Source organism: Pseudomonas sp. MIL9 (assembly GCF_016887925.1).
Taxonomy (GTDB): Bacteria; Pseudomonadota; Gammaproteobacteria; order Pseudomonadales; family Pseudomonadaceae; genus Aquipseudomonas; species Aquipseudomonas mohnii.
Window position 1 is genome coordinate 265,358 of record NZ_JAFEHE010000005.1, and the last position, 21,755, is coordinate 287,112.

Genomic DNA, 21,755 nt, shown 5'->3' on the forward strand with positions numbered 1-21,755 from the left:
GCGCCACAGACACCGCCCGCCCGTCCGACAGAAATCGTCCAAGGCCTTGATTTGCCTGACCTGCAAGGCACTGGCCCGACCCTTGCTCTACGCTTATAGCAAGCGCACATGCGCGTCTCTCTTATAAATACAAAAGCCAAGGAGAAACATCATGCGTTACGCTCACCCCGGTACTGAAGGCGCTATCGTTTCGTTCAAGAGCAAATACGGTAACTACATCGGCGGCGAGTTCGTCGCGCCTGTCAAAGGTCAGTACTTCACCAATACCTCGCCAGTCAATGGCCAACCGATTGCCGAATTCCCGCGTTCCACCGCCGAAGACATCGACAAGGCCCTGGACGCCGCCCACGCCGCCGCCGATGCCTGGGGCGCCACGTCCGCCCAGGCACGCTCGCTGGTGCTGCTGAAAATTGCCGACCGCATCGAACAGAACCTCGAACTGCTGGCAATCACCGAATCCTGGGACAACGGCAAAGCCGTGCGCGAAACCCTCAACGCCGACATTCCGCTGGCCGCCGACCACTTCCGCTACTTCGCCGGTTGCATCCGCGCCCAGGAAGGCAGCGCTGCCGAAATCGACGGCAACACCGTGGCTTATCACATCCATGAACCGCTGGGTGTGGTCGGGCAGATCATCCCCTGGAACTTCCCGATCCTGATGGCCGCCTGGAAACTCGCCCCGGCCCTGGCCGCCGGCAACTGCGTGGTGCTCAAGCCTGCCGAACAAACCCCGCTGGGCATTACCGTGCTGGTCGAGCTGATTGGCGACCTGCTGCCACCGGGCGTACTGAACATTGTGCAAGGTTTCGGTAAAGAAGCCGGCGAAGCCCTGGCGACCAGCAAACGCATCGCCAAAATCGCCTTTACCGGCTCGACGCCAGTCGGCTCGCACATCATGAAATGCGCCGCCGAAAACATCATTCCGTCCACCGTGGAGCTGGGCGGCAAGTCGCCGAACATCTTCTTCGAAGACATCATGAAGGCAGAGCCAAGCTTCATCGAAAAAGCCGCCGAAGGCCTGGTGCTGGCGTTCTTCAACCAGGGTGAAGTCTGCACCTGCCCGTCCCGCGCGCTGGTGCAAGAGTCGATCTACGACGAATTCATGCAAGTGGTGATGAAAAAGGTCCTGCAGATCAAACGTGGCGACCCGCTGGACACCGACACCATGGTCGGCGCCCAGGCGTCCGAGCAACAATTCGATAAAATCCTTTCGTACCTGGAAATTGCCAAGGGCGAAGGTGCTGAACTGCTGACCGGCGGCAAAGTGGAAAAACTCGAGGGCACCCTCGCGACCGGGTATTACATCCAGCCGACGCTGCTCAAGGGCACCAACAAAATGCGCGTGTTCCAGGAAGAAATCTTCGGCCCGGTCGTGAGCATCACCACCTTCAAGGACGAAGCAGAAGCCCTGGCCATCGCCAACGACACCGAGTTCGGCCTGGGCGCCGGCCTCTGGACTCGCGACATCAACCGCGCCTACCGCATGGGCCGCGCCATCAAGGCCGGTCGTGTGTGGACCAACTGCTACCACCTGTACCCGGCGCACGCCGCGTTCGGCGGTTACAAGAAGTCCGGCGTCGGCCGTGAAACCCACAAAATGATGCTCGATCACTATCAGCAGACCAAAAACCTGCTGGTGAGCTACGACATCAATCCGCTGGGCTTCTTCTAAAAACCGGGGGCGACACAGGGTTTCTGTGTCGCCCTTCCAGCAGCCATCGCGAGCAGGCTCGCTCCCACAATGGATTCGGGTTAATTCCGAAAACCTGACTCAGCAGAAATCCCTGTGGGAGCGAGCTTGCTCGCGATGGCGCCTTCAATGGCACAACACAAAAGGCTGGCCGCTCTGGCACGGGCCTTGCGTGCCCGCATTACACGCAAAAGCCGCTTCCGAAAGTCCAAAAGATCAAACAATAAAAAAGACAGCGAGGACTTATGACTTCTACCACACAGCTCAAACCCACACTCGGTACCCTGCATTTATGGGGCATCGCCGTCGGCCTGGTGATTTCCGGCGAATACTTCGGCTGGAGTTACGGCTGGGGCACCGCAGGCACCCTGGGTTTCCTCGTCACCGCCCTGATGGTGGCGACGATGTACACCTGCTTCATCTTCAGTTTTACCGAATTGACCACCGCCATTCCCCACGCGGGCGGGCCGTTTGCCTACAGCCGGCGAGCCTTTGGCGAGAAAGGTGGCTTGATCGCCGGCATCGCCACCCTGATCGAATTCGTCTTTGCGCCCCCGGCGATTGCCATGGCCATCGGCGCCTACCTCAATGTGCAATACCCGGAACTGGACCCGAAAATCGCGGCGGTAGGCGCCTATTTCGTGTTCATGACCCTGAATATCCTCGGCGTCAGCATCGCGGCCACCTTCGAACTGGTGGTCACCGTACTGGCGGTCGCCGAATTGTTGGTGTTCATGGGCGTCGTTGCGCCAGGCTTCAGTTTCAGTAACTTCGTGCTCAATGGCTGGTCCGGCTCCAGCGAGTTCACGATGGCGGCCGTTCCAGGCATTTTCGCCGCCATTCCCTTTGCGATCTGGTTTTTCCTCGCCATCGAAGGCGCGGCCATGGCGGCCGAAGAAGCCAAGGACCCGAAGCGCACGATTCCCAAGGCTTACGTCAGCGGGATTCTGACCCTGGTGTTCCTGGCCATCGGCGTGATGATCATGGCCGGCGGCGTTGGCGATTGGCGTCAACTGTCGAACATCAACGATCCGCTGCCCCAAGCCATGAAGGCTGTGGTGGGCAACAATTCGAGCTGGATGCACATGCTGGTATGGATCGGCCTGTTCGGTCTGGTGGCGAGTTTCCACGGGATCATCCTGGGCTACTCGCGACAGTTCTTTGCCCTGGCCCGCGCCGGCTACCTGCCCCGCAGCCTGGCCAAGCTGTCGCGCTTCCAGACGCCGCACCGGGCAATCCTTGCCGGCGGCGTTATCGGTATAGCGGCGATTTACAGCGACGGCCTGGTCAACCTGCAAGGCATGACCCTGACGGCAGCGATGATCACCATGTCGGTTTTCGGCGCCATCGTGATGTACATCATCAGTATGCTGAGCCTGTTCAAACTGCGTAAAACCGAGCCGAACCTGGAACGCACCTTCCGTGCGCCAGGCTATCCGATCGTGCCCGGTATCGCGCTGTTTCTCGCCGTGGTGTGCCTGGTGGCGATGGCCTGGTTCAACACCTTGATCGGCCTGATTTTCGTCGGATTCATGGCCGCCGGTTACCTGTATTTCCAGTTGACCGCCAAGCAACGCTCCGAAGCACCGGCGGACGCCATGCTCGAAGGCGTCTGAGATGCACCGGCGCCGGGCTCCTGGCCTGGCGCCTGCATGATTGAAGTGCATGCACATTCCCTGGTGGGAGCACACGCTCTCCCACAGGGACTGTTTGTGTTATCAAGACTTGTACAGAACCAGAGGACACCGCCCCATGGCCGCATTTGCCCATTCCGTCGGCGCTCAGACCTACCGTTTCGAAAACCTCAAGGACGTGATGGCCAAGGCCAGTCCGGCGCGCTCAGGGGATTTTCTGGCCGGCGTCGCCGCGCTCAATGATGGCGAACGAGTGGCCGCGCAAATGGCTTTGGCCGACATTCCGCTCAGCCATTTCCTACAGGAAGTACTGATTCCCTATGAAGATGATGAAGTCACCCGGCTGATCATCGACACCCACGACATGCATGCGTTCAGCGTGGTCAGTCACCTCACCGTGGGCGGTTTTCGAGACTGGCTGCTCAGCGATGCCGCCGACGAACACGTCCTGCGCGCCCTTGCACCCGGCCTGACGCCGGAAATGGTCGCCGCCGTGTCGAAGATCATGCGCGTGCAGGATCTGGTGCTGGTGGCACAGAAAATCCGTGTGGTCACGCAGTTCCGCGGCACCCTGGGCCTGCGCGGCCGGCTCTCCACGCGACTGCAACCGAATCACCCCACGGATGAACCGGCCGGTATCGCCGCGAGCATCCTTGACGGCTTGCTGCACGGCAACGGCGACGCGATGATCGGGATCAACCCGGCCACCGACAGCATCGCCTCGATCTGCGCGATGCTGGAAATGCTCGACGCCATCATTCAACGCTACGAAATCCCGACACAGGCCTGCGTTCTGACGCATGTCACTACGTCGATCGAAGCCGTCAATCGCGGGGTGCCGCTGGACCTGGTGTTCCAGTCGATCGCCGGCACCGAGGCGGCCAACGCCAGTTTCGGCATCAATCTGAATGTATTGAAGGAAGGTTACGACGCCGGATTGAGCCTCAATCGCGGCACCCTCGGGCAAAACCTGATGTATTTCGAAACAGGCCAGGGCAGCGCCCTGTCGGCCAACGCCCACCATGGCGTCGATCAACAGACGTGCGAAACCCGGGCGTATGCCGTGGCACGACATTTCAATCCGTTTCTGGTGAACACCGTCGTAGGATTTATCGGCCCGGAGTACCTCTACAACGGCAAACAGATCATCCGCGCCGGCCTTGAAGACCATTTCTGCGGCAAGCTGCTGGGCGTACCGATGGGTTGTGACATCTGCTACACCAACCACGCCGAAGCCGACCAGGACGACATGGACACCCTGTTGACCCTGCTGGGCGTGGCCGGGATCAACTTCATCATGGGCATCCCCGGCTCCGACGACATCATGCTCAACTACCAGACCACTTCATTCCACGACGCGCTCTATGCCCGTCAGACCCTGGGCCTGAAGCCCGCGCCGGAATTCGAACAATGGCTGGCGAAAATGGGCATCTTCACTCAAGCGGACGGCAAGATTCTCTTCGGCAACAGCCTGCCTCCGGCATTCCGCCAGGCCCTGGCGCAATTGGGATGAGTGTTTCCATGGATAAACCACCCTTCGATCCGCACAACCCATGGCTGGAACTGCGACGCCTGACACCGGCGCGGATCGCCCTGGGCCGAACCGGCACCAGCATGCCCACGCGCGCGCAGCTGGACTTCCAATACGCCCATGCCCAGGCCCGGGACGCCGTGCATTTGCCGTTTGACCACAAGGCACTGAGCTCGCAATTGGCTGAACGTGGGCGCGAAAGCATCTTGCTGCACAGCGCGGCGATCGATCGCAACAGCTACCTGCAGCGCCCCGATTTGGGGCGAAAGTTGAGCGATGAGTCCGCACAACTCCTGCGCGATTACGCATCGGCACATCCCGGCGGGGTCGATCTGGCGATCGTGGTCGCCGATGGTTTGTCGGCCCTGGCCGTTCATCGCCACACGGTGCCGTTTCTGGCGCGCCTGGAAGAACAGATGGGTGCCGAAAACTGGTCAATGGCCCCGGTGATTCTGGTGGAACAAGGTCGCGTTGCAGTGGCCGACGAGGTTGGTGAACGGCTCGGCGCCAAAATGACAGTGATCCTGATCGGCGAACGCCCCGGCCTCAGCTCGCCAGACAGCCTGGGTTTATATTTCACCTACAATCCCAAGGTCGGCCTGACGGACGCCTACCGCAACTGCATCTCTAATGTTCGCCTTGAAGGCCTGAGTTATGGCATGGCGGCACACCGTTTGCTGTATCTGATGCGCGAGGCCTGCCGACGGCAGCTTTCGGGTGTCAATTTAAAGGATGAAGCGCAGGTTCAGACGCTGGGGTCGGACGTTGACGCGGACATGAAAGGTAATTTCCTACTGAGTCCGCCGGATGCCTGAACCGCTTCCGCATTGCACTTTCGGGATGATTTCAGGCAGGATCGACGCACGGCTGCCAGTGAGTACCTTTTGCCGTCAGAGCACGTGAAGACAGCCACTTGAAGACGAGACCTACCATGCGGATTATTCAAGCGACCCTCGAACACCTGGACCTGCTGACCCCATTGTTCGTCAAATATCGCGAATTCTATGGCTCCCTGCCGTATCCGGACTCGTCCCGGGCGTTCCTCGAGAAACGCCTGCGTCGCAAGGAGTCAGTGATTTACCTGGCACTGGCCGATGACGACGACAACAAGCTGATGGGTTTCTGTCAGTTATATCCAAGCTTTTCCTCGCTCTCGCTGAAACGCGTGTGGATCCTCAACGACATCTATGTCGCCGAAGACGCCCGCCGCCAACTGGTGGCCGACAACCTGATCCGTACCGCGAAGAAAATGGCCAAGGAAACCAATGCCGTGCGCATGCGTGTTTCCACCAGCAGCAACAACCAGGCCGCACAGAAAACCTATGAATCCATCGGGTTCAAGGAAGACACCGAGTTCAAGAACTACGTGTTGCCGATCAGCGAAGAGCTTTGACCCGCGTCAAACCTGCAGGCGCAAGCTTGCTCTCGATTGCGGCGTGTCATTTGGCACCTTCATCGCGAGCAGGTGTGCGCCCGCAAAACAGAGCGCACCCAGCGTCAGCCCGAGTGAAATCCCCCGCTACAATCTCGACGCTCTTTTCACTTCTCACTCCGTATAATCCCGATCTTTCCGGCTTGTAAGAAAAACTACACCCATCCGTAGTCTTACGCGAAGTCATACGCACAGGCCTGCCGAGTCGGGCCGTTATCACAGGTGCCCTCCATGGATTTCAACCCGATCGATATCGTTCTGCATCTCGACGCCTACCTCGACATGCTCGTAACCAATTACGGGGCCTGGATTTACGCCATTCTGTTTCTGGTGATCTTTTGTGAAACCGGCCTGGTGGTGATGCCTTTCCTGCCAGGCGACTCGCTGCTGTTTATCGCCGGCGCCGTTGCCGCCGGTGGCGGTATGGATCCGGTGTTGCTGGGCGGGCTGCTGATGATGGCGGCGATACTGGGCGACAGTACCAACTACATCATCGGCCGAACGGCCGGCGAACGTTTGTTCAGCAACCCGAACTCGAAAATCTTCCGCCGCGACTATCTGCAACAAACCCATGACTTCTATGACAAGCACGGTGGCAAAACCGTGACCCTGGCGCGCTTCCTGCCCATCATCCGCACCTTTGCACCGTTCGTCGCCGGCGTCGGCAAGATGCCTTACCCGCGCTTTTTCGGGTTCAGCGTACTGGGCACGGTTTTTTGGGTCGGCGGCCTGGTCACCCTCGGTTACTTCTTCGGTAATGTACCGTTCATCAAGAAAAACCTGTCGCTGCTGGTGGTCGGGATCATCCTGCTGTCACTGCTACCGATGATCATCGGCGTAATCCGCAGCCGCTTCGGCAACTCGAACTCCAAAGCCGAAACACGCTGATTCACGATGTGGTCCCTAAGCGCCTGGAGACGCCAGCGCACCCTGGCCAAACACCCGATTGCCGACGACATGTGGCAACGGGTGCGTCATCAACTGAGCTTTCTGGATGGCATCAGCGCCGCCGAAGACCAGTGGCTGAGAGAAGCCAGCGTGCTGTTCCTGCAAGACAAACACCTGACCGCCCTGCCCGGCGTTGAACTCCATCAGGAGCAACGCCTGCTGCTCGCGGCCCAGGCACAACTGCCATTGCTGAACCTGGGCGACCTGAACTGGTACCAGGGTTTTCACGAAATCATCCTCTACCCAGACGACTTCCTAAGCCCGCAACGGCATCGCGACGCCAGCGGCGTAGAGCACGAATGGGATGGCGAGCACAGCGGCGAAGCCTGGCAGCAGGGCCCGATCATCCTCGCCTGGCCCGGCGTCTTGGCCAGCGGTGGCTGGGAAGGCTACAACCTGGTGATCCACGAACTGGCGCATAAACTCGACATGCTCAACGGCGATGCCAACGGCCTGCCACCGTTGCATGCCGACATGCGAGTCAGCGACTGGGCGAAAGTCATGCAAGAAGCCTATGACGATCTCGACCGACAACTTGATCGCCATCCTGACGCCGAGACCGCGATAGATCCCTACGCCGCCGAGAACCCGGCCGAATTTTTCGCCGTGACCAGCGAGTACTTCTTCAGTGCTCCGGATTTGCTGCACGAGGCTTATCCACAGGTCTATGAGCAGCTGAAACTGTTCTATCGCCAGGACCCGCTGAGGAGGCTCAAGCAACTTCTCGCCGAGGACCCGGTCTATCAGGCACATGACTAAGGTCTACGACCTCTGGTACATGGCGTCGACACAGGAATATGCCTATAATCGCCGCCACTTTTTGGTCAATCCGACCAAGTGTTTTTGGTCAACTAACGGGGGCAACGCCCAATGAGCTACAGCAAGATTCCGGCTGGCAAAGACCTGCCGAACGACATCTACGTCGCGATCGAGATCCCGGCCAACCACGCGCCGATCAAGTACGAAATCGACAAAGACAGCGATTGCCTCTTCGTTGACCGTTTCATGGCCACCCCGATGTTCTACCCGGCCAACTACGGTTACATCCCGAACACCCTGGCTGACGACGGTGATCCCCTCGACGTGCTGGTCGTGACCCCTTACCCGGTTGCTCCAGGCTCCGTGATCCGCGCTCGTCCGGTCGGCATCCTGAACATGACTGACGACGGCGGCGGCGATGCCAAAGTCATCGCGGTTCCACACGACAAGCTGTCCCAGCTGTACGTGGACGTGAAGGAATACACCGACCTGCCACCGCTGCTGATTCAGCAGATCGAGCACTTCTTCGCGAACTACAAAGATCTCGAAAAAGGCAAATGGGTGAAAATCGAAGGCTGGGACGGCGCAGACGCCGCCCGTGCCGCAATCACCAAGTCGGTTGCTGCTTATAAAGGCTAAGCGCCGCTGCGAGCTTCAAGCAGCAAGCTTCAAGAAAAGCCCCGGTGATCCGGGGTTTTTTTTGGGCGCTCGAAAAGCACCATTTAAACGGATCGTTTAACAGGCGCCAAATTGGTTTTTTCTTGTTTAATTTCACCCGAGAACGTCTTACATCCAGTCTTAAATCTCCCTCGAAATTTGAACGGTTCGTTTATTCAAAGCCTTATGCGCCGCCAGTAGACTCGCGTTTATGAAAAAGAACACTAGCGGCCCGCGCTTTAAAGCGCTCCTTGAAGAAGCGAACATCACGACAACGGGATTTGCCGAGTTTCTGGACGCAGTCCCGCAGAAAGTCCACAACTGGTACACCCGTGGCGTGCCTGCGCACTGCATGGAAGAAGTGGCCAGAAAACTCTCCGTAAACAGTGAATGGCTGAAAACGGGCGAAGGCCCGAAAGACGCCAGACACCTGCGCCTGCTCGACGAGACCGGCCATACGTTCGATGCCCAGGCCATCCGCGGCATTTACACCGTCGTCGAGCCCCTTGACGTCGAACTGCCCCTCTACAAGGAAACCGCCACCGCACCTGGCTCCAATAAAACCCACGTCGTCGAAGACCCCGGCCAATCCATCCGATTGCCCCGCAGTCACCTCGACTCCCTGGAAATCAGACATACCGATGCCATCTGTGCCCGCATGATCGGCAACAGCATGGGCGAAAGAATTGAAGACGGTTCCTTCCTGGGCATAGACCGCGGGCTCAAGGACATCATCGATGGCGAAATCTACGCGATCGAACATGACGGCATGCTGCGGATCAAATACCTGCACCGAGTGCCCGGCAACGCAATTCGCATGCGCAGCCACAACAGGATCGAATACCCGGACGAAATCTTCCGGGCCGCGCAGATCGAAGAGCAAAACATTCGGGTATTAGGTTGGGTGTTCTGGTGGTCGACACTGAACAAGCGCCGGCCGCAAGTGCCATTTCTGTGATACCGAGGCGAATTCATCACGCGCAAGCCATGCGCCCGCAGGGACAGGCGAGACCTGTGGGAACGGACTTGCCCGCAAAGGCGTCGAGAGAATAACCCCGAGAACCAACCCCAGAGCTCTATCTCGCACACCAAGCTGGGAATTTCCTCAAAAAATCAGTATGCTGCGCCCCACATTTGCGCATCCCCCCGCTCCGCGGCGGAGAATCGCACCGACAAGGCAGATGATTTTCTCGCCGAGTCCCACAGCCGGACGCAAGATCCGGGTGTACGTTTTGAAGGCTGGCGCGGTTTACCAAAAATGAACCAAGCCAGTCCCCGAGAAGCCGGCCACAAGCCGGCTTTTTAATGCCTGCCAGAAAACCATCCCAATCAACACAACCCACTCCCCCGCCCCGCAAACTCAGATAAACGTCCCCCTTGCCAATACTCACATCCCAAGTGCTAAATCCACCCTTTCGACCACTACCTCGTTGACCCGAGCCCCCTTCTGCAGGACCACTCCGGTTTGAGCTTCGCGGGAACCAAAGACATGGCGCTTCACATCCCGACCTTGCTGGTCGCGTCAGTCTTCGTCTTCGCGTTGATGGGGCTGTTGACCTGTCACGCCTGTTGGCGCGAACCCCGTGAGCGGACCCTGGCTTATCTGGGCGCCATGATGCTGCTGGCTGCGCTGGGTGTGGTGCTGGTCAGTTGGCGGGGCCGGGGGGTCGATTTTGTGCCGATCATCTTCGGCAACGTCGCCCTGTTGTTGAGCGCGGCGATGAACTGGACGGCCATGCGCGTGTTCGTCGGACGCACACCATCAATGCAGGGGATTCTGGCCGGTCCCGGCCTCTGGCTGACGTTGTGTCTGAGCCCGGTTTTCTATGACGCCATGCCCGTTCGAGTCGTGGTGTATTCCTTGCTGGTCGCCGGTTATGGCGTGCTGACGGCACTGGAGTTCTGGCGTAGCCGTCGCAGCCTTGAAGTCGCGTACATGCCCGCGTTGCTGCTGACGCTGCTGCACACCACTTTCTATGTTGTCCGCAGTGTGATCGACAAAAGCCTGCCGCTGGATCAGGCCTTGTCGGGCGTCGGCGATGGCGTGCGCTTTTTCTCCTTCATGCTGTTCGAGTCCATGCTCTACGTCATTGGCATTGCCTATGTGGCGTTGGCCATGGTCAAGGAGCGCGCCGAACTCAAGTTCAGGGCCGCCGCTTTCTGCGATCCGCTGACCGGAATCGGCAACCGTCGCGCGTTCATGGCGAACGGAGAACGCTTGCTGGCGGACAGCAATCGCCGCAAGGAACCCGCCGCTCTGTTGCTATGCGACCTGGATCATTTCAAGCGCCTGAACGACAGTTTTGGTCACCCGATGGGGGATCAGGCCTTGATCGCATTCAGTCGGATTCTGACGGACAACCTGCGCAAGCAGGATGTGTTCGGTCGTATCGGTGGCGAAGAGTTTGCCTGCCTGCTCAAGGAGGCTGGTGAGCAGGAAGCGGTTCAGGTGGCCGAGCGCATTCGCCTGTCCTTTTCACAGCTGTCGATGCTGGAACCGGGAATGCTCAGTGTCAGCATTGGTGTCGTCACCACGCGTGAGTCGGGCTACGATCTTTTCGGCCTGCTTTCACAAGCGGATGAAGCGCTATACGGGGCAAAGAATCGGGGACGTAACCGCGTTCAGACCCTGCGCAAGATGTACTTGAGCCTCACGGATAACTGAACGCCTTCACCAGCGTCAACTCCCCCACCGCCCGCATGGGCACCAGAAACGTCTCGATCTTCTCGCTCGGCGTACCCTCCTCGGTAATCACCGTGACCTGCGCGGTGGTCAGCGCTTGAACCGCCTCTTCCTGCCCCTCTTCGTCACTGCGATAACCACCGCCGAAGTAGTTCACATACACCAGATACTGCCCCTTGATCGGCGCCGGCATGGCGAAGATTTCCGGACCGTAGCCGGTAGTCACGTCGACATCGAGTGCTGCGCCATTGGGGGCGACGCGGTCGCCGTACCAGATGTGCGCACCATCGGGGGTGATCAGGTGCAGGTCGAGGTCGGTGTTGTCGCTGTCCCATGACAGCAGAACGCGCAATTTGGCCGGTGTTGCTCCACCGCTGGCATTCAAGAACTGCACACGACGGCGTTGCTGGCCGTCAGGGCTGCGGACCTCGACACTGTTGCTGCCGTTGGGAAACGAGAACGGGCGATCAAAGCGGCCCGCCGGATCGATTTTCAGCGGCATGCTGACACCATTCACAATCAATCGACCGGGCTCTGCCGACTTGGGCGTGGCTTTGATCTGTCCGGCAATGCGCGCGGTGTTGGCCTGGCCGGCCGGTGTGTTCACCGAGGAGGCCGGGTAGTTGACGGTCTGACGGAAGTTCTCCCCCTCGCCTTCAGCCGCACCGGTGCGCCAACCGCCTGCGGGGGTGTCGAGCTTGACGCTGTCGGCAGCCTGGGTCGGCGATAACACGGCCAACGCGCAGAGCAACAGCAAGACCTGTGGATAACGGAGTGTCATGGTCTATTCCAGCAAAAGATGACGGGCGAGCCCTTCGATGTAGGTTTCATCCTGGCCATTGGGGTGTGCCTCAAAGGCCAGGTGCAGGTATTCGTGAGTCAGATCGAGACGGTCTTGCAGCGAGAGCACGCCGCGCACGTAGATGCGCTGGCGTTCGCGGTCGACATAGGGGCGGCCGAAAGTCAGGCGGCAGACGGCGAACGTGCTGACTTCGTTGTAGCCGGTTTCGCTTTCCAGCCGTGAGCGCCAGCCGCGACGCTGCTTTTGCAGCCAGTCTTGCGCGGCGGGCAGGGCTTCGCAGGAAGCGACGGGATTGTCCCAACGGCTGAGGCTCGCGCGCGGGTAAGCGTGCAGCAGGATGGCGTCGTAGCGTTGGCCGGCATTGGCTTGTTCGACGGCGTGCTGCCAGGACAGTTTGTCCGGGCCGGGTTGATCGGAATGGTAGGTCACGGTGCTGCCGGCCAGTACCAGATCACGGGTCCAGGCGGCGATGTCGCGCGCTTCGGCGCTGGCCGGACGCGGTGCGACCCGTTGGCGCTGGCTGCTGTCGTCGATGCTCAGGCAATCGCCGTGGCGCATGGCGTTTTGCAGCAGGTAGGTGCGAATGGCCACGGCCAGGGCTTTGGCCGCTTCGGCGGGTTCAGCGGTGGCCTCGCGTTGCAGCACGCGCGCGACATATTCTTCGCGATCCAGCCGAGCCACCAGTGTGTTGTTCAGTAAAAACAGTTCGCCATCGCTGTGGATATCGAGATGATTGCCGCTGGCGAATTCGACGCGGTAGTCGCCCTGTAAAGGCCCGGACGCTGCCAGGCGATCTCCCGACAGTACGCGTTTCAGTGGATAACGAGAGAACAGACTGACCTCGACGCACGTTCCGCTCTCGGCCGCCCCTGATGCCGGGAGCACCGTCGCCAACGCCGGACCATACTCACGCAAGACTCGCTGACTGGTCCCGCGCCCACCGGCCCAGATCGGCGTACCGTCCACCGTCCAACCGGCGAATCCACCCTGGCGAGACGCCGGATCCTGATCCCCCAACCAGCTCCAGGTTTTCACCCGCAACCGGCCGCCGAGCTCGCCGACGACATTGCCGTCTGCAGCATTGAGCACCACATCGAGCAACACCCGGCGCGCCTGATCCTGGGCCGGCAGCAGCGCCAACGTGCGTAACAACTCAGCCACCGGGACACGCGTGTCGGGCTGCAGTGAAGCCAGATTCAGCAACCACTGCGGCGCCTGTCGCGTCTGCCAATAGGCTCGCCAATCGGCGCTGGAAATGCCCAGACGCGCCGGCTCGAAATACAATCCGCAGGATTTGACCAGCGCCTGATCACGCTCGATCTTGCCGCCCGCCGTGCAGCAATAGACTTCTTCTTTCGACTGCCCGCGACATTCGTAAGCCGGCTCGCGCGCGCCGGTGTCCACCAGCCAGCTGTAGACAAACAACTTCCACACACTGCCCAGCGGCGTCTGCAAGGTGTCGGGCAACGCCTCGCGCGACAGCAACTGAGTCCGGCTCAAGGACAGCAAATCCCCCTTGAACGCCAGATGCAGCGGTTCGTCCTGCGCCGTGGCCAGCGCAGGGATCAAACACAACAGCCAGCAGACCAGAAGCCGCTGCATGTCAGTGGACCGTGACCTGACCGAGCGCCGGTTTCTGCTCCTGGGCCTGATGCTGTGGCGCATACACCTGAGTGAAGCGCGCCGGCGGCAGGTTGAATTGGCCTTTCTGCGAGAAGCGCACCAGATGACGCAGGCGCAGTTCGCCGCTCAGCGCATCGACCGGCACGGCATAGGCCAGTTGCCCCGGTTCGAAACGGGCCTTTTCCAGTGCCGTCGGCTCGGTGCCGGCCTTGCCCATCAACTTGATGCCCCAGGTAGTGCGCTCAACATCGGCGCCCGGTGGCAACGGCACTTCGAGCATGCCGTAGCGCAGCGGTTTGGCGGCTTTGCTGGTGAGGATCACTTCGTCCAGGTACAGGTTGTCGCTGGACAACGGCGCGTTGCCGACCGCTTCCAGTTTGAAGGTGAACGCTTCATCCCCCGGCACCAGCCGAGACAGGCGACGGGTGATGGTCACGGCCATTGGATCGACGGTCGGTTGCTGGCTCTGGAAGCTCAATGCGGCCCGCAATGGGCGCTCCTGAGTGCCGCTTAACGACAACACCGTCGGCACGGGCGTAGTCCCCTGCCACGTCCAATACACCTCACCGGTATCACCGTATTTTTTCTTCCAGCCCTCACCCGGCGCCAGGGCGATGGTGGGTGAAGCCTGTTCGATGCTGCGCTGCAGCCAGGTCAGCGCCAAGGCCCGTTCCAGGGTCGATTGCTGGGGCAGCAATCGCTGCAGCAACGCTTGCGCGCGGGCCTGATCGAAGGCTTGCAGCGACAGGCTCAGGGCTTCGGCAAACGGCTGGGAACTGACGGCCAGGCGCTGCTGTGCATCCGCCAGTTGCCGGTTGAAAGCGTCGGGCACGGTGACCTTCGATTGCTTGGCCAACGACGCCGTCAACGCCCGGGCGGCGGCCAGGCCCAGCGCCGAATCCGGATCGCTCATGACAATGCTGTCTTCGCCATCGTCCATCAGGTTCGCGGCATTGCCCTCGCCCGCTTTCGCCAGGTCATCCATCAAACCGCCGAGCAGGGTGTTCACCGGCAATTGCATCTGTTTGGCGAACGACAGAATCAGTGCTCGCTGCAACAGCGGCGTGTTCTTCGCCTGCTTCGAATAGACCTCCAACACCCGCTGCCAGTGCTCCGGCGGCAGGCTCAGTTCCAGCACTTTGCTGGCGTGCCAGTCGGCGTAATAAGCGTAGGCGGTGAGGAACGCGTCCGGCTCGCCGTCCATGCCCCACCAGGTAAAACTCGCCGACGGCCCGGCCATTTGCACCAGGCGCAAGCGGCTGTTTTGCATGATCAGGCGCAAGCGGTCGCGGACCTGCGGGTTCGACGACAAGGTCGGATAGGCAATGCTCAGTGGCAACAAGCGACTGGCGGTTTGTTCGACGCCGCCATAGGGGTAGCTCAGCAGATCATCCAGTGCCGAGCGGAACAGCGCTTGCGGGCTGTCATCCAGGCGCAGGCGAATATCCGTGGCGTCCGCCGGCAGTGTCAGCGGCGTATCGCCGACGGTCACGTCCAGGCTTTGGCTCTGCGTGACCTGCCAACCTTCACCCGTGGCGGTCAGGCGCACAGCCAAGGCATCAGCGGTTTTGCCATCCTGCACCAGCTCGGCGGTCCACTCGCCACTGGCCAATGAGAACGCCGGCAACGCGATGTAGTTGATGCCGTTGCTCAGGGTCACTGGCACACGCTGCTCGTTGCCCGCGTAATGAATCACCAGCTCGGCCTTGACCGGTTTTTCTGCCTGGCTGAACGCGAACACGCCGAGATCCGGCTTATCGCCCGTGCGGAATGTGCTCGGCCCGCTCCACTTCAGGTACAGCGGTTTCTCAGAGCGCACGAACTGCTTCTTCTGCCCGACCTGACCGTCATCGGCGATGGCCCGGGCGGTGATACGCCAGCGGGTCAGCGAGTCCGGCATCTTGAAGGTGAAGCGGGTTTTGCCACTGGCGTCGGTCACCAGCTCCGGTTGCCACGCGGCGGTGTCGACGTCTTCGCGACGTGGCCGCTCCAGCACCTTCACACCGCGCTCGCTACGGTTGGCCTTGCCCGGCGCGCCGGGGCTGCCCGGCAACGCCACGTCGTAGCTGATGAATGACAGGCTGGCGCTGGTGCGCACGTTGTTGCGCCGCGGGTGATAGAAAAACTGGTCGATGCTCGGCGCCACTTCCGGCTGCAAGGCGTAGACCATTTCGTCGACCACGCTGACCGTCAGGTGCGCCGGGATCGGCTTGCCGGCGAACTGGGTGGTCAGGTCCACCGACACGGTATCGCCGGGTTGATAGGTGTCTTTATCGGTGGCGATGGCCACGTCTATCTGCGGCGCAACCACCTTGATACCGGCGTTCTGGAAACTGTACTGACCGCCCTTGGTGTACAGCACCGAGAACGTCAGGTTCGGCGCAAAGCTGTCCTTCACCGCAATGCGCGCGCGGTATTGGGTGTCGCTGAGTTTTTCCAACTTCAGCCAGTCACCGCCCCTGGACAGCAACGCCGTGGCCTCGACCTTGTCGCGCTCCAGCGACAGCAGTGCATCACTGATCGGCTCGGGGAAGGTCATCAGTGCCAGCGCTTCGTCGCCGGCCTTGTACTCGGGTTTGTCGAGGACGATTTCAACGGTGCCCGGCACCGCTTTGACGCCCTCGCCGGTGACCGAATGACCAGTGGCGCCGAGGGTTCGGCCGTGGTCATCCCGCAGTGTCAGGTTGTAGGTGCCAGGGCGCTCGAAGGCCAGGGTGAACCCCTTGTCGGTGGCCGCCAGTTTGCCTTCGCCGGTGCTCTGGTCCTCCAGGCGCACCCAGCCATAACTGCTCGGCGTGACCGCTTCGCTCTGCTCGTTTTCATTGGCGTAGCTGAATACCACCTTGTCGCCCACCGCGCTGAAACGCTGCGGCGCGCTGAGGCGGAAGTTTGCCGCACCGCGATCGATGAGGATTTCCTTGGTGGTCTTGACCCGGTACGCCGCGCCATCACTGGCGAACACGGTGAGCATGTAGCGACTCGGCTTTTCTGCGGCCGGCAGGTCGAGGGCAGCGTTGCCCTTGGCGTCGGTGGTCAGTTCGGTGCTGGTCAGCTCCACCGGGAATTGCCCGAGGTATTGCAGCTCGTTGTCGACCATCGACAGCTGCTGAGCACGCAGGCTCAGGCTCAGTTTGGCATTGGCCACCGGTTTGCCGTCGGGATACAGCAGCACCAGGCTGCCCTTGACCGCTTCGCCGGTGCGGTAGTCCTGTTTGGCCAGGTTCAGTGAAATCTCGAAGTGCGGCTTGATGTACTCGGCGACCCGGAAGGCGCTGCTGTAGGCTTGATCCTTGTAATTGAAACGCAGCTCATAACCACCGGCCACGGCGTTGTCAGGCAACTGGAAACGGCCTTGGGTGCCGGCCTTGGAATCGAGTTTCAAGTCCAGTGTTTGCAACGCCGTTCCCGTCGCATCCAGCACCGTCACATTGACGTCAGCGGCACTGGGTTGCACCGAATCCCGGGCATTCTTGAACTCGCGCCCGACGATCTTCAGCGACACCCAGTCCCCTGGCCGGTACAGCGGCCGGTCGGTGAAGGCATAGAGTTTGGTGTCGTAGATTTCACTGTCGTAGTAGAAGTTTTCCGAGACGAAAACGCCGCCCTCTTCGTCTTCACCTATCACGAACGAACGCTCGGGGCTGACGTGCTTCAAGCGCAGCAGACCCTCGGCATCGGTGGTACCGCTGCTCATCACGCCGAGGCCGTCGGTCCACAACACACTGACCTTGGGCACCGAACTGCCTTCGTGTTTGCGCGCCGCCCACACCAGCAATTCATCGCCAGCGATCTTGCTCACGGCGACCGTGTTGGAGACGAAGACCATGGTGGTCGCCCGGTACTTGCCGATCAGCGCTTCCACCAGATACAGGCCCGGTTTCAGGTTGCCCAACGGGATATAGACGTTGCCCGGCGCGACGCTGACGAATTCACTGGAGGAGCCCGCGAGGTTCACCCCTTGCGGTGGCTGGATCGGCTTGGCCTGCCACAGCGGGTAGCGGAACTGGCTGACCACTGGCAGCCCCGGAATCAACGCGAATTGCGGTTGGGCGTCGTAGGGCGTTGGCGCGGCCATGGCGTTGCCCATCTTCAGTTCCGGCACTTCTTCGGTGACTTGTTTACGCGACTCGTAGGAAAACGCCCGCTGCATCACCCGGCGGGACTTGCGGTACCAGCTATCCCACAGGTACGCCAAGGTGTTGGACAGGCCTTCGCCCTTGAACTGGCCATCGCTGACCACCCGGTGCAGGTTCTTCTGGCGCTTGAGGAAATCCAGCGGCTTGTCGATGCGGTACACGCGGATGTCGGCGCCGCCGTAGGGTTCCATGCGGAACCGGCGATAGTCGCGGCCCGGTGCTTCGAGACGCACCATCGCCTGTTCGTCGCTGGCGAAACTGCTGTCCGCCAGCAAAAAGAAACTCTCACCGGCCACCGGCGCATAGCCACTCGGCTCGACGGTGTCTTCGGCATTCACCCGCGAAAAAGGCAGCATCAAGACCAACAGCAGGGGCAGAAAACGCAACATGCGGGCACCGATCATTGGGAGAGAAAATTCAGTCGATAAACGCCGATGAAGTTGGGGTTGGCTGCATCGGGTATCCATCGGGTGTCCTTCCATGTCATGAGTTGTTGCAGGCTTGCGGAGCGCATGCCGTTGTCAGTGGGTGTGGTGGTGCCGGTGTGGTAAGCGATGTAGCGGCCCATCCAGATCATCAGGTGCTGGTCGTCACCCTGATCGAAAAACATCAGGTCGCCGGGACGCGCCTGGGCCACATCACGGCCGACCAGATGGCTGTTGAACTGAATCAGCTTGATCGCGTTGACGTACGGCCCGACCTTGCCGCCGCCCTGCTGCCACTGCTGGGCGAGGCCGCGCTGGGCGTCGCTCAGTTGCAGTTCCGGCGGCAGGTAGCGGTTGGACAGGCCATTGCTGCGCAGCCATTTATCGTCATGGACTTTCAGTGCTTCGTTGGCAGCGAAGCGCACCAGCCCGGCGCAGTCCTGCTGATACCAGCGCGGGCTCGGGCCCTGGCTCAGTTGCTCCTGGGCGATGCGCACGAACCAGGCGCGGAACACCTGGGATTGCTGCGGGTCGAGCGCCGGGGTTTCGACGGCCCGGGCACCCGCGCTCAGCAACAGCGCGAGCAGGCCAAGGCTTCGGATCAGTCCGGTCACAGCGCTTTCCATTCCAGTGGCAGCCATTGCCAGTGGCCGTCGGGTTCGCTGCCTTCAGGCAAGGTCAGCGCGTACTTGCCATAACCGCCGAGCTTGCGCAGTTTCGGGATCAGGTAGGTTTGCGCGGCGTTGTAGAACACCGGCTCCATGTCCTGGGGCAGGCTGTCGAGGGTTTCCTGCTGCATCAGCTGGGCCATCGCATCCGGACCGAAATAGACCGGCATCAGCCGGTCTTTCGGCACCACGTCAGCCATCGGCGGGAAGCGCTTGTCGAGGGTGCCGAGCGCCTTGTCCACCAGTTTGTCGTCGAGGGAGAACAGCAGCGTCGAACCGTGACGCGCCAGGCTGACGCGCATGAAAGCCTTGCCGGTGATCGCGTCCGGGTCTTCGGCGTCCTTGGCCGCGTATGGACCGAAGTTGGAGCTGACCTGGCGCTGCCACTGATGGCTCTGGCCCTCCTGCTTTTCGACCACCGGGAACGCGTGATCATCGACCTTGCCTTCGTAGGCACCGACCATCGAGCCGAACAGTTTGCCCAGATCACCGTCGAGTCGGGCACTGTCCTTATCGTTCAGGCCGGCCACCAGCAGCGGCGTGTACAGCCGCGAATCGGCGTACCAGCACAGGCCAGCCACACCGGCCATGTGTTCGGTCAGCGCCTTGGCCGTGGGTTCATCGGCACCGAGTTTCACCAGCAGCGGTTGCTGCTGTTCCGCCGCCAGCGGCAAGGCCACGCAAGCGCTGGCGCCCATGGGCATGGCTTGCCAGATCGGTTTGAAATCGAAGCCCGGCTGGTCGTCCAGTTCATCCATGGCGAGGAAGCTGTGCCAGCCCTTGTCGTCCATGTCGAACCGCAGACCGGCGAAGTTCGGGATGAAACGCTGGTAACCCATCGCCAGCACACTGGCGTTGACCGAGAGGCGCTGCTTCACTTCGGGCGCGCGCGGCGGCAGGCCGAACGCTTCGGGGAACAGTTTGTCACCGTTGAGCAACGCGGCGATGGCGGCTGTCGAGACACTGCCCGGCTCCTCGGCCTGGCCACTTTGCGGGTCGTAGAGTTTCGACGGGTTGGACAGCACCAGCAGTTTGTCGCCATGGGAGGCAAACAGCAGCGCCTTGCTGGCGTTGTAGGTGAGCTGATAGAGCGCCACATCGTCGTTGCCGACTTTCACATCGGCGATTTTGCTCAGCTGTGAATCATCCAGCGCGACCTTCGCCAGCGGCTCGAGCACCTTGGCCAGTCCGCCGCGATCCATCACCAGCAGGAAATCCTTGAGCCGACCATCCGCCCCACGCCACAGCGCCACGTCGGCGGGTTGATCGAAGAGCTGCTCGATCAGGCTGTCCTGCAACTTCAGATCATGCTCGTAAATGATCCGCCGCAGACTGCCGATCAGCCCGAGGCGATCAGCGTGGGTTTCGTAATAGAAGACGAAATCTTCGGTGAGGGTTTCCTTGAGGAACGGCACCGCCAGCAAATCCTTGGGCAATTGGCTCAAGGAACGGGTTTCCAGCAGGCCATCCGGCCGGCTCATGCCCAGCTTGTCGCTGGCCAATACGGGCGCAGGGGCCTTGGGCTTGTGCAGGAACCATCCCACCCCGCCCGCCACAACGGCTACCAGGCCCAACCCGAGCAATAGCGCCGGCCAGCGCCGGGAAGGTTTGGCGGCCGATGCATCGGCGGCTGGAGACACGATGTTTTCACTCATTTCACAAAACCCAATTCATCCGTGGTGCGGGATGCTTAATAGTTGAAAGTCTTGACCAGCAGCAGGTCGCCGATCGCACGCAAGGGCACGATGAAGGTCTCGCGTTTTTCGTCGACAGTATTTTCGTTGAGCACCAGATTGATCTGCGAGGTGATCACCTCGTTCTGGTTGCTGGCCTCATCGAAGTTATAGCCGCCACTGCCGAAGTTGCCCCAATAGTTCACGTAAACCAGATAGGTGCCATGCAGCGGCGCCGTCATGGTGAACATTTCCGGGCCGGGACCGTCGACGCCATCCGGATCGAGGCCGCCGCCGTTGGTCAGCGCCGAATGAGCCCAGAACGCGTGCTGGCCATCGGGAGTAATGATGTGCAGGTCGAGCTCGGCCTTCGGGTCATCCCAACCGAGCACCACCCGAATCCGCGCCGGGGTGCGCAGGTTGTTGGCTTCATAGAATTGAACGCGCTTGAGCGACTGGCCTTCGGCACTGCGCACTTCGACACTGTTGGAGCCGGCGCCGAACGCATAGGGCCGGGCGAAACGCCCCTGATCGTCGGTGTACAGGTTCAACGGATTGCCGTTGACCGCCAGGGTGTGGGGGCCGCGTTGCGTGCCGATGGCCTTGAGCTGGCCCTCGATCATCGTGCGATTGCGCTGCACACCCCGGTCGATGGGCGGCGTGGGATAGGCCACTTGCGGATGTTCCGTACGGTCGAGCAAACCGTTGTAGCGCCAACCGCCCACGGGTTCCGACACCTCGGCGCTCGGCGCGGCCAGGAGTACCGGCGCACAGAGCCATCCAACCAGCAGCAAAAGAATCGAACGCATGTGATGCCTCCTGCCATGCATGACGAAACCTTGCGCCCGATCCTCGGCGCGTTACAGAGGTTGATACTGCGTTTCGTCTGAAAGACCCGTGACTGTCGGGTCGTATTGGGCGCGAAGGTTAACCGCCGTGGCCGCTTCTAACAATCAGCTCCCTTTGAAAATGCGGCGCAAATCACGCGGGTGAGTGGACAGTGAGCCGAATAACGCTTCTATTCGGCTCATTTTATGAGCCGAATAATCCCCAAGTCTGCGCCACCATCCACTTGTGGCCGGGGAGCTCGCTCT

The 21,755-nt window shown here is 60.8% G+C and carries 16 protein-coding genes; 10 read left to right on the forward strand and 6 right to left on the reverse strand.

The features are described from left to right. Positions 1-151 precede the first annotated feature (151 nt). The 10 genes from JQF37_RS07815 to JQF37_RS07860 all read left to right on the forward strand — a co-directional run bounded on the left by JQF37_RS07815 (position 152) and on the right by JQF37_RS07860 (position 11,316). Positions 152-1,672 carry an aldehyde dehydrogenase family protein gene (locus JQF37_RS07815; protein WP_047533778.1) on the forward strand — a complete coding sequence of 507 codons (1,521 nt, stop codon included), beginning with the start codon at positions 152-154 and terminating at the stop codon, positions 1,670-1,672. A 263-nt stretch (positions 1,673-1,935) separates the two neighbouring features. Continuing rightward, positions 1,936-3,306 carry an ethanolamine permease gene (gene eat, locus JQF37_RS07820; protein WP_130211353.1) on the forward strand — a complete coding sequence of 457 codons (1,371 nt, stop codon included), beginning with the start codon at positions 1,936-1,938 and terminating at the stop codon, positions 3,304-3,306. Between the two features lie 136 nt (positions 3,307-3,442). Further along, positions 3,443-4,837: an ethanolamine ammonia-lyase subunit EutB gene (locus JQF37_RS07825; protein ID WP_130211354.1), complete on the forward strand. Its 1,395-nt coding sequence runs from the start codon at positions 3,443-3,445 to the stop codon at positions 4,835-4,837. 8 nt (positions 4,838-4,845) lie between these two features. Then, the gene (gene eutC, locus JQF37_RS07830) at positions 4,846-5,670 is read left to right on the forward strand and encodes an ethanolamine ammonia-lyase subunit EutC (RefSeq protein WP_130211355.1); all 825 of its coding nucleotides are present in this window, start codon (positions 4,846-4,848) and stop codon (positions 5,668-5,670) included. A gap of 116 nt (positions 5,671-5,786) precedes the next feature. After that, the gene (locus JQF37_RS07835) at positions 5,787-6,248 is read left to right on the forward strand and encodes a GNAT family N-acetyltransferase (protein ID WP_130211356.1); all 462 of its coding nucleotides are present in this window, start codon (positions 5,787-5,789) and stop codon (positions 6,246-6,248) included. A 270-nt stretch (positions 6,249-6,518) separates the two neighbouring features. Further along, entirely contained in the window at positions 6,519-7,175 is a 657-nt protein-coding gene (locus JQF37_RS07840) for a DedA family protein (protein WP_130211357.1), read from the forward strand. A gap of 6 nt (positions 7,176-7,181) precedes the next feature. Continuing rightward, positions 7,182-7,994, forward strand: a complete 813-nt coding sequence (locus JQF37_RS07845; protein ID WP_130211358.1) for a zinc-dependent peptidase — start codon at positions 7,182-7,184, stop codon at positions 7,992-7,994. 111 nt (positions 7,995-8,105) lie between these two features. Beyond that, the gene (gene ppa, locus JQF37_RS07850; protein ID WP_003228599.1) at positions 8,106-8,633 is read left to right on the forward strand and encodes an inorganic diphosphatase; all 528 of its coding nucleotides are present in this window, start codon (positions 8,106-8,108) and stop codon (positions 8,631-8,633) included. A gap of 229 nt (positions 8,634-8,862) precedes the next feature. Next, complete coding sequence (locus JQF37_RS07855; protein WP_130211359.1) at positions 8,863-9,609, forward strand: helix-turn-helix transcriptional regulator; 747 nt, start codon at positions 8,863-8,865, stop codon at positions 9,607-9,609. A 531-nt stretch (positions 9,610-10,140) separates the two neighbouring features. Then, positions 10,141-11,316, forward strand: coding sequence for a GGDEF domain-containing protein (locus JQF37_RS07860; RefSeq protein WP_130209787.1), 1,176 nt, complete (start codon positions 10,141-10,143; stop codon positions 11,314-11,316). Here JQF37_RS07860 and JQF37_RS07865 read toward each other — a convergent pair. The 6 genes from JQF37_RS07865 to JQF37_RS07890 are packed head-to-tail and all read right to left on the reverse strand — an operon-like array spanning position 11,303 to position 21,470. Beyond that, a complete protein-coding gene (locus JQF37_RS07865; protein WP_130209785.1) occupies positions 11,303-12,115 on the reverse strand; it encodes a DUF2135 domain-containing protein in 813 nt (270 codons plus the stop codon). The genes JQF37_RS07860 and JQF37_RS07865 overlap by 14 nt on opposite strands. 3 nt (positions 12,116-12,118) lie before the next feature. Continuing rightward, positions 12,119-13,738, reverse strand: coding sequence for a DUF2300 domain-containing protein (locus tag JQF37_RS07870; protein WP_130209783.1), 1,620 nt, complete (start codon positions 13,736-13,738; stop codon positions 12,119-12,121). Position 13,739: 1 nt separating this feature from the next. Then, on the reverse strand, positions 13,740-18,299 hold the full coding sequence (locus tag JQF37_RS07875; RefSeq protein WP_130209781.1) for an alpha-2-macroglobulin: 4,560 nt from the start codon (positions 18,297-18,299) through the stop codon (positions 13,740-13,742). Then, a complete protein-coding gene (locus JQF37_RS07880; protein ID WP_130209795.1) occupies positions 18,296-18,946 on the reverse strand; it encodes a DUF1175 family protein in 651 nt (216 codons plus the stop codon). The genes JQF37_RS07875 and JQF37_RS07880 overlap by 4 nt, the downstream gene beginning before the upstream one ends. After that, complete coding sequence (locus tag JQF37_RS07885) at positions 18,931-20,643, reverse strand: DUF2138 domain-containing protein (protein ID WP_130209779.1); 1,713 nt, start codon at positions 20,641-20,643, stop codon at positions 18,931-18,933. The genes JQF37_RS07880 and JQF37_RS07885 overlap by 16 nt, the downstream gene beginning before the upstream one ends. A gap of 35 nt (positions 20,644-20,678) precedes the next feature. Then, on the reverse strand, positions 20,679-21,470 hold the full coding sequence (locus tag JQF37_RS07890) for a DUF2135 domain-containing protein (RefSeq protein ID WP_130209777.1): 792 nt from the start codon (positions 21,468-21,470) through the stop codon (positions 20,679-20,681). Positions 21,471-21,755 lie beyond the last annotated feature (285 nt).